The sequence below is a fragment of the Umezawaea sp. genome (assembly GCF_036375055.1).
In the GTDB taxonomy this organism is placed as follows: Bacteria; Actinomycetota; Actinomycetes; order Mycobacteriales; family Pseudonocardiaceae; genus Umezawaea.
The window spans coordinates 81,368-89,276 of the sequence record NZ_DASUSQ010000062.1 but is presented as its reverse complement, the minus strand read 5'-3'; the positions used below and the strand labels follow the sequence as shown (position 1 = coordinate 89,276).

The window sequence follows — 7,909 nt, the reverse complement described above, 5'->3', positions numbered from 1 at the left end:
GTTCTCAAAGAACACGCGCACACCATCTCGTCCCGCGTCTTACCGCGGTGCAATCCGGGGCTTGTGTTTGAAGCTTAGCAAGCGATTTTTCTGACTGTCAAATCGGCCTGCGAGGCATTCAGTTCTGAAGATTGTGGCCCCCGCTCCGGCCCGTTTCCGGTCCGTGTCGCGGTGACAAGGAGAAAGTTACACCCCCATGAACTGGGGTCCAAATCGGGGTACCCCTAGGTCCAAGGTCAACAAAACCCCAGCTAGAACGGCATCCCCGACCCCTCAGAGTGCCCCGAACGGCCGGAAACCACTCCTCACTGTGACCGGGACCACCAAAACTTTTCCTCATCGGCTCGCGACGGGCAGGTGGACGACGACCGCCAGCCCTCCGCCGGGCACCGCTTCGGCGTGCACCAGGCCCTCGTGCGCGGTCACGGCCGCGCGCACGATCGACAGCCCCAGCCCGGTGCCCGTGCGCGCGGTCCGGTCCGCGCCACCTCGGCGGAACGGTTCGAACAGGCTCTCCACCAGCTCGTGCGCGATCGGGGGTCCGGACGACGACACCCGCAGCACGGACCACTGCGGCCCGCACTCGGTGACCACGTCGATCCACCCTCCGACCAGGTTGTGCCGCACCGCGTTCTCCAGCAGGTTCCCCGCGATCCGCTCCAGCAGGGCAGGGTCGCCGACGGTGGGCGCCGGGCCGGTGCGGAAGCTCATGCGCAACTGCTTGGCCGCCGACTCCGGCCGCGCGGCCCGCCACGCCGAGTCCACGACGGTCGCCAGGTCGACGGGTTCGTGCACCGCCAGGCGCGTCCCCTCGGTGCGGGCCAGCAACAGCAGCGCGCTCACCAGTTGTTCCGCGCGTTCGGTGGCGGACCGGACCACACCCGCCATGCGCCGCAGCTCCTCGACGTCCGCGTCCGGGTCGGACAGCGTCACGTCCAGCTCGGTGCGGATGACGGACAGCGGGGTCCGCAGTTCGTGGGAGGCGTTCGCGACGAACCGGCGTTGCGAGTCGAACGCCGCCTGGAGGCGGTCGAGCATCCCGTCGAACGTGTCGGCCAGCTCCGCGACCTCGTCGCGGGGGCCTGCGAGCCGCAGCCTCTCGCCCAGCGACTCGGCGGACAGCCTGCGGGCGGCCTCGGTGACGTCGTGCACGGGTTTGAGCACCCGCCCGGTGATGGCCCAGGCCAGCACGGCGGCGGCGAGCACGACGAAGAAGAACGCGACGGCGCCGGACCGGACCACGTCCGCGCGGGCGTTCGCGCTCAGCACCTGGCTCAGCACGTCGGTGTCGACCTCGACGCCGTCGACCTCCACCGTGCTGCCCTCGGGGAACGCGGGCATCGAGTCGACGACGCGACCGACGAGCATCCACCCCAGCAGGAGCAGCAGGCAGCTCACGAACGCGACGAGGGCGGTCGCGAGCAGCGTGATCCGGAGGCGGAGACCAGGACCCCGCCGGTGGGCGAAGTCAGTCCTCAGCGGAGCCGGTCCCGGCACTGGGGACCCGGTAGCCGGAGCCCACGACGGTGTCGATGATGCCCGGCTCGCCGAGCTTCTTGCGCAGCGTCATCACGGTCACCCGAACGGTCGTGGTGAACGGGTCGGCGTTCTCGTCCCACACCCGTTCCAGCAGTTCCTCACTGCTGACCACGGACCCCTTGGCCGCGAGCAGCACTTCGAGGACACCGAACTCCTTGCGGGTCAGCTCCACCAGCGCACCCGCCCGCCGCACCGTCCGCCGGGCGGGGTCCAGCTCCACGTCCCGCGCGCTCAGCAACGGGGGCGTGGCAGGCGTGGCGCGCCGAGCCAGCGCCCGGACCCTGGCCACCAACTCGGGAAAGGCGAACGGCTTCGCGAGGTAGTCGTCAGCGCCGAGCGACAGCCCGGCGACACGATCGTCGACACCGGCGCTGGCGGTCAACATCATGACCCGCGTCAACGCACCGGAACTGAGGATCTCCTTGCACAGCTCATCACCGGACATCCCCGGCAGGTCGCGGTCGAGCACCACCACGTCGTACCGGGTGATGGTCGACTTCTCATGACCGGACTCGCCGTCGTAGGCGACGTCGACGGCCATGCCTTCTCTCCGCAGGCCGCGCGCGATCGCGTCGGCCAACGGCACTTCGTCCTCAACAACCAGGATCCGCACACCACAACGCTACCGGCACCCCAGGGGAAACACCCGCGCACGACGAGCGACCGAGCCGCATGACCGCCCACCAGCGGACACCGCGCGAAACGCGGCCGATCCCGCTCCCGCCGCGACCGACGGCCACGAGCCCCGCGACGCCGAAGGCCCCGGCCACCCGAAGGCGGCCGGGGCCCAACGACCCGAACCTACTTCTCCACCGCCGCGCCCACCTCAGAAGAATCCGACGTCTCGCCCAACCGCCCGGCCACCCACTCGGTCACCCTCCGCGCCACCCCCTGCGCCGTCAGCCCGAGCGATGCCAGCACCTCCCCGCGCTCAGCGTGCTGGTGGAACTCCTGCGGCACCCCGAGGTCCCTCAACGGCACCTCCACGTCCGCGTCCCGCAGCGCCGCGGCCAGCGTCCAGCCGAACCCGCCGTGCCGCCCGCCGTCCTCGACGGTGACGACCAGCTTGTGCTCGGCGGCCATCGCCACCAGCTCCGGGGGCACCGGGTGGATCCACCTCGGGTCGACGACGGTCACCCCGATGCCCTGGTCGGCCAACCGCTGGGCCGCGGCGACGCCCAGTTCGCCGAACGACCCGACCGGCACCAGCAGCACGTCGGCGCTCTCACCGGAGGCGGGCCTGCTCAGCACGTCGACCACGCCGATCCGCTCCAACGCGGGCAGGTCGGCGCCGACGGACGCCTTCGGGTACCGCACCACCGACGGCGCGTCGCTGATCGACACGGCCTCCCGCAGCTCCTCGCGCAGCGTGGCCGCGTCGCGGGGTGCGGCCACGTGCACGCCGGGGATGAGGCCGCAGATGGACATGTCCCACATGCCGTGGTGGCTGGCCCCGTCGGGCCCGGTGATCCCGGCCCGGTCCAGGACGACGGTCACGCCCTGCTTGTGCATGGCGACGTCCATGAGGAGCTGGTCGAACGCCCGGTTGAGGAACGTCGCGTACACCGCGACCACCGGGTGCAGGCCACCCATCGCCAGGCCCGCCGCGGACGTCATGGCGTGCTGCTCGGCGATCCCGACGTCGAAGCACCGCTCCGGGTAGAGACCTGCGAACTTGTCCATCCCGACCGGTCCGCGCATGGCGGCGGTGATGGCGACCAGGTCCTCGCGCTCACCGCCGAGCACGGCCAGCTCGTCCGCGAACACGTGCGTCCAGGTGCGCTTGGACGGTCCGACGGCCTCGCCCGTGATGGGGTCGATGACGCCGGTGGCGTGCATCTGGTCGGCCTGGTGGTTCTCGGCGGGCGCGAACCCGTTCCCCTTGCGGGTGACGGCGTGGACGATCACCGGGCCGCCGAACGCCTTGGCCCTGACCAGCGCGGACTCCAGCGTGGGCAGGTCGTGGCCGTCGACGGGTCCGATGTACTTGAGCCCGAGGTCCTCGAACATGGCCTGCGGCGCGAGCGCGTCCTTGATGCCGCGCTTGGCGGCGTGCAGCGCCGCGTACAGCGGCTTCCCGAACAGCGGGGTCCGCTGCAACGCGCGCCGCCCGCTCTCCAGCACCTGCTCGTAGCCGGGGCGCAGCCGCAGCGAGGACAGGTGGTCGGCGAGGCCGCCGATCGTGGGCGAGTACGAGCGGCCGTTGTCGTTCACGACGATGACGACCGGGCGGGTCTTGTCCGCCGCGATGTTGTTGAGCGCCTCCCAGCACATGCCGCCGGTGAGCGCGCCGTCGCCGACGATCGCGACGACGGTGCCCTCGGAGCCGGTGAGCTGGAACGCCTTGGCCAGGCCGTCCGCGTACGACAGCGCGGTCGAGGCGTGGCTGTTCTCCTCGACGTCGTGCTCGCTCTCGGAGCGCGACGGGTAGCCGGACATGCCGCCCCGCTGGCGCAGCGCGTCGAAGCCGTCGCGCCGGCCCGTCACGATCTTGTGCACGTAGCTCTGGTGCCCGGTGTCGAAGACGACCGGGTCGTGCGGCGAGTCGAAGACCCGGTGCACGGCCATGGTCAGCTCGACCACCCCCAGGTTGGGGCCCAGGTGACCACCGGTCCGGGAGACCTTGTCGACCAGGAATCCCCTGATCTCCTCCGCGAGCCGCACCAGCTCCTCGGCGGTCATCCTTTTCAAGTCCGCCGGTCCCTGCACGGATTCCAGCAGCGTCACCGCTCCACCTCGCCTGTGGTCTGCGTCGGTTCGGATTACGCATCGTGGTGGATGCGCATCGTCCGGTCAGTCTACGGAGGCACGGCTGAGACGCAGTTCCTCACCCGCTCGCCCTGAACAGGACGTGAAGACCACCCGCCCGGTTGGCTCCTCAGGGTGTATGGAGACTCACGTTCGTGGGACGAGCAGCGCCACGCACTCGACGTGGTGTGTCATCGGGAACGCGTCGAAGGCCCGGAGATCGGCCAGCTGATACCCCAGTTCCGCGAAGGTCGCCACGTCACGTGCCAGCGCGGCGGGGTCGCAGGCGACGTAGACCACCCGTGCGGGTGAACGCCGGGCGATCTCGCCGACGACGACCTTCCCGGCGCCCTTGCGGGGCGGGTCGAGCACCACGACGTCCGGGGTCTGGTCGACGAAGTCGGGTGAGGACAGGACGTCCTCGACCTTGCCGCGGCGGAACTCGACGTGGGGCAGGTCGGAGAGGTTGGCGACGCCGTCCTGGACGGCCTGGTGGGACGACTCGACGACCACGACGCGGCCCGCGGTGCCCACCTGCTCGGCGAGCACGGACGCGAAGAGCCCGACGCCGCCGTAGAGGTCCCAGGCCAGCGAGCCCGCGGCCGCGTCCGCCCACTCGCGGACGACGGCGGCGAGGGTGTCCGCCGCGGCGGGGTGGACCTGCCAGAAGCCCTCGGCGTCCAGCCTCCAGGTGCGTTCGGCGGCGAGTTCGACGGCGGTGCCGCTGCCGCGCCTGCGGATCGGCTTGCCGGGGACCGCGCGGCGCCCGTTGCGCGGCTGGGGCTTGCCGGACTCGGTGACGTGCACCTGGCCGCCCGCGTCGCGGGTGAGGGACAGCTCGCCGCCGACGGCCCACTCGCGGCGCACGGCCTCGTCCAGCGCGCCGGGGGCGGCGATGACGCACTCGTCGACGACGACGACGTTGTGCCTGCGGTGGCCGCGGAAGCCCGCCCTGCGCTCGGGGCCGACGGCCATCCTCATCCGGGTGCGCCAGTGCAGCGGGCCGCCGGGCAGCTCCTCCACGACGACGGCGCGGTCCACGTTCGCGAGCCGGTGCAGCTGCTCCTCGACGACGGCGGCCTTGAGGTCGCGCTGGGCCTCCCAGGAGGCGTGCTGCCAGTCGCAGCCGCCGCACAGGCCGGGCCCGGAGAACGGGCACGGCGGCTCGACCCGGTCGGCGGACGGCCGGAGGATCTCCACCGCGTCGCCCCGGCAGAACGAGCCGCCGGTGTCGTCGGTGATCCGGACGACCGCCAGTTCGCCGGGCAGCGAGTGCCGGACGAACACGACCCGGCCCTCGTGGCGGGCGACGCAGTGGCCGCCGTGCGCCACCGGTCCGACCTCCACCTCGATCCGGCGGTGGCGCCAGTCGGGCTTCTCGACGACCTCCCCGCCCGCGGGGAGGTCGTCGTGGTCGGCTGGCTCGTCGTGCGAAGTCACCTGGGGTCCCTCTTGTCCAAACCGCGACGGATCGCGCCGGGCGCGATCACGTCCTTGTCGTGGACCCGGTTGGAGGACGCGAGCTGCCACGGCACGCTCGTCACCATCACACCGGGTTCGAACAGCAGTCGCCCCTTGAGCCGCAGCGCGCTCTGGTTGTGCAGGATCTGCTCCCACCAGTGGCCGACCACGTACTCGGGGATGAACACCGTGACGACGTCGCGCGGGTTGTCCGAGCGCATCCGCTTCACGTAGTCCAGCACCGGTTTGGTGATCTCGCGGTAGGGCGACTCGATCACCTTCAACGGGATCTTGAAGGCTTCCTTCTCCCAGTCTTGCACGAGTCTGCGGGTGTCCGCGTCGTCGACGTTGACCGTGACGGCCTCCAGCACGTCCGGCCGGGTGGCCTTGGCGTAGGCCAGCGCGCGCAGGGTGGGCATGTGGAGCTTGGACACGAGCACCATGGCGTGGTTGCGGGCGGGCAGCATCTTCTGCCGCTCCTGCTGCCGCAGCTCCTCGGCGACGCGGTCGTAGTGCCTGCGGATCGCGGTCATCAGGGCGTAGATGGCGGCCATCGCGGCGATGGCGATCCAGGCGCCCTTGGTGAACTTGGTGATCAGCACGACCACCAGCACGGAGCCGGTCATGACCAGGCCCACGGTGTTGATCGTCTGCGAGCGCCGCATCCGGTTGCGGGCGACCGGGTCCTCCTCGGTCGAGAGGAGCCGGTTCCAGTGCCGGATCATGCCGAGCTGGCTGAGCGTGAACGACACGAACACGCCGACGATGTAGAGCTGGATCAGCCGGGTGACCTCGGCGTCGAACGCGATGACCAGCACGATCGCCGCGCCCGCGAGGAACACGATGCCGTTGCTGAACGCCAGCCGGTCGCCCCGCGTGTGCAGCTGGCGGGGCAGGTAGCGGTCCTGGGCGAGGATCGAGCCGAGAACCGGGAAGCCGTTGAACGCCGTGTTCGCGGCGAGCACGAGGATCAGCGCGGTGACCGAGGCGATGAAGTAGAAGCCGACCGGGAAGCCCTCGAACACGGCGCCCGCGATCTGGGCGACCATCGTCTTCTGCTCGTAGCCCGGCGGCGCGCTGACGATCTGGTGCGCCGGGTCCTCGGCCATCCGCACGCCCGTGACCTGCGCCAGGACGATGAGGCCCATCAGCATCGTGACGGCCATCAGGCCCATGAGCAGCAGCGTCGTGGCGGCGTTGCGCGACTTCGGCTTGCGGAACGCGGGCACGCCGTTGCTGATGGCCTCGACGCCGGTGAGGGCCGCGCAGCCCGAGGAGAACGCGCGGAGCACCAGGAACACGAACGCGAGGCCCATGAGGTGGTCGTCCTCGGCCCGGATCTCGACGGTCGAGCTCTCCGCGTGCATCTGGTCGCCCAGCACGAACGCCCGGAACAGGCCGTAGCCGATCATCAGGAGGATGCCGACCATGAACGCGTAGGTGGGGATCGCGAAGGCGGTGCCGGACTCGCGCAGGCCGCGCAGGTTGATGGCGGTCAGCAGGACGATCGCGGCGACCGCGAACTCGACCTTGTGGGTGGCGACGTAGGGCACGGCCGACCCGATGTTCGCCATCGCCGAGGCGATCGACACGGCCACGGTGAGGATGTAGTCGACCAGCAGCGCGCTGGCGACCGTCAGCCCGGCCTTGCGGCCCAGGTTCACCGTCGCGACCTCGTAGTCACCGCCGCCCGAGGGGTAGGCGTGCACGTTCTGCCGGTAGCTGGCGACCACGACGAGCATCACGGCCACGACCACGAGGCCGACCCACGGCGCCAGCGTGTACGCGGACAGGCCCGCGACGGACAGCACCAGGAAGATCTCCTCCGGCGCGTACGCGACGGAGGACATCGCGTCCGAGGCGAAGACCGGCAGGGCGATGCGCTTGGGCAGGAGCGTGTGGGCTAGTCGATCACTGCGGAAGGGCCTGCCGACGACGAGGCGCTTGGCCGCGGTTGCGAGCTTGGACACGGGTCCAGAGCGTAAGCGGTCCGCTCACCGTTCCGGACCAACCGCGGGGGTTTGTGGTGCGGTCGTCGCCGGGCCCCCGGCGAGCGTCCTCACGCGACGCCCGACGAGCGGTCCGCCCGCCGTTCCGGCGGTGGGGCAGGTCCGGGGTAGGTTCGGTCACGCTGGTCGCGCGGGTACCCGCGCGAAAAACG

The 7,909-nt window shown here is 71.0% G+C and carries 5 protein-coding genes; all 5 read right to left on the bottom strand.

Annotation, left to right across the window (positions count from 1 at the left end; translation table 11 throughout):
- Positions 1 to 336: 336 nt before the first annotated feature.
- The gene (locus VFZ92_RS17300; protein ID WP_330876966.1) at positions 337 to 1,497 is read right to left on the bottom strand and encodes a HAMP domain-containing sensor histidine kinase; all 1,161 of its coding nucleotides are present in this window, start codon (positions 1,495 to 1,497) and stop codon (positions 337 to 339) included.
- On the bottom strand, positions 1,469 to 2,152 hold the full coding sequence (locus tag VFZ92_RS17295; protein ID WP_330876965.1) for a response regulator transcription factor: 684 nt from the start codon (positions 2,150 to 2,152) through the stop codon (positions 1,469 to 1,471). Before VFZ92_RS17295 ends, VFZ92_RS17300 begins: the two co-directional genes overlap by 29 nt.
- Before the next feature lie 188 nt (positions 2,153 to 2,340).
- Positions 2,341 to 4,266, bottom strand: coding sequence for a 1-deoxy-D-xylulose-5-phosphate synthase (dxs, locus tag VFZ92_RS17290; RefSeq protein ID WP_330876964.1), 1,926 nt, complete (start codon positions 4,264 to 4,266; stop codon positions 2,341 to 2,343).
- Positions 4,267 to 4,434: 168 nt separating this feature from the next.
- Positions 4,435 to 5,640, bottom strand: a complete 1,206-nt coding sequence (locus tag VFZ92_RS17285) for a class I SAM-dependent RNA methyltransferase (RefSeq protein ID WP_330876970.1) — start codon at positions 5,638 to 5,640, stop codon at positions 4,435 to 4,437.
- A gap of 83 nt (positions 5,641 to 5,723) precedes the next feature.
- Positions 5,724 to 7,718: an APC family permease gene (locus VFZ92_RS17280; protein WP_330876963.1), complete on the bottom strand. Its 1,995-nt coding sequence runs from the start codon at positions 7,716 to 7,718 to the stop codon at positions 5,724 to 5,726.
- Between the last annotated feature and the right edge of the window lie 191 nt (positions 7,719 to 7,909).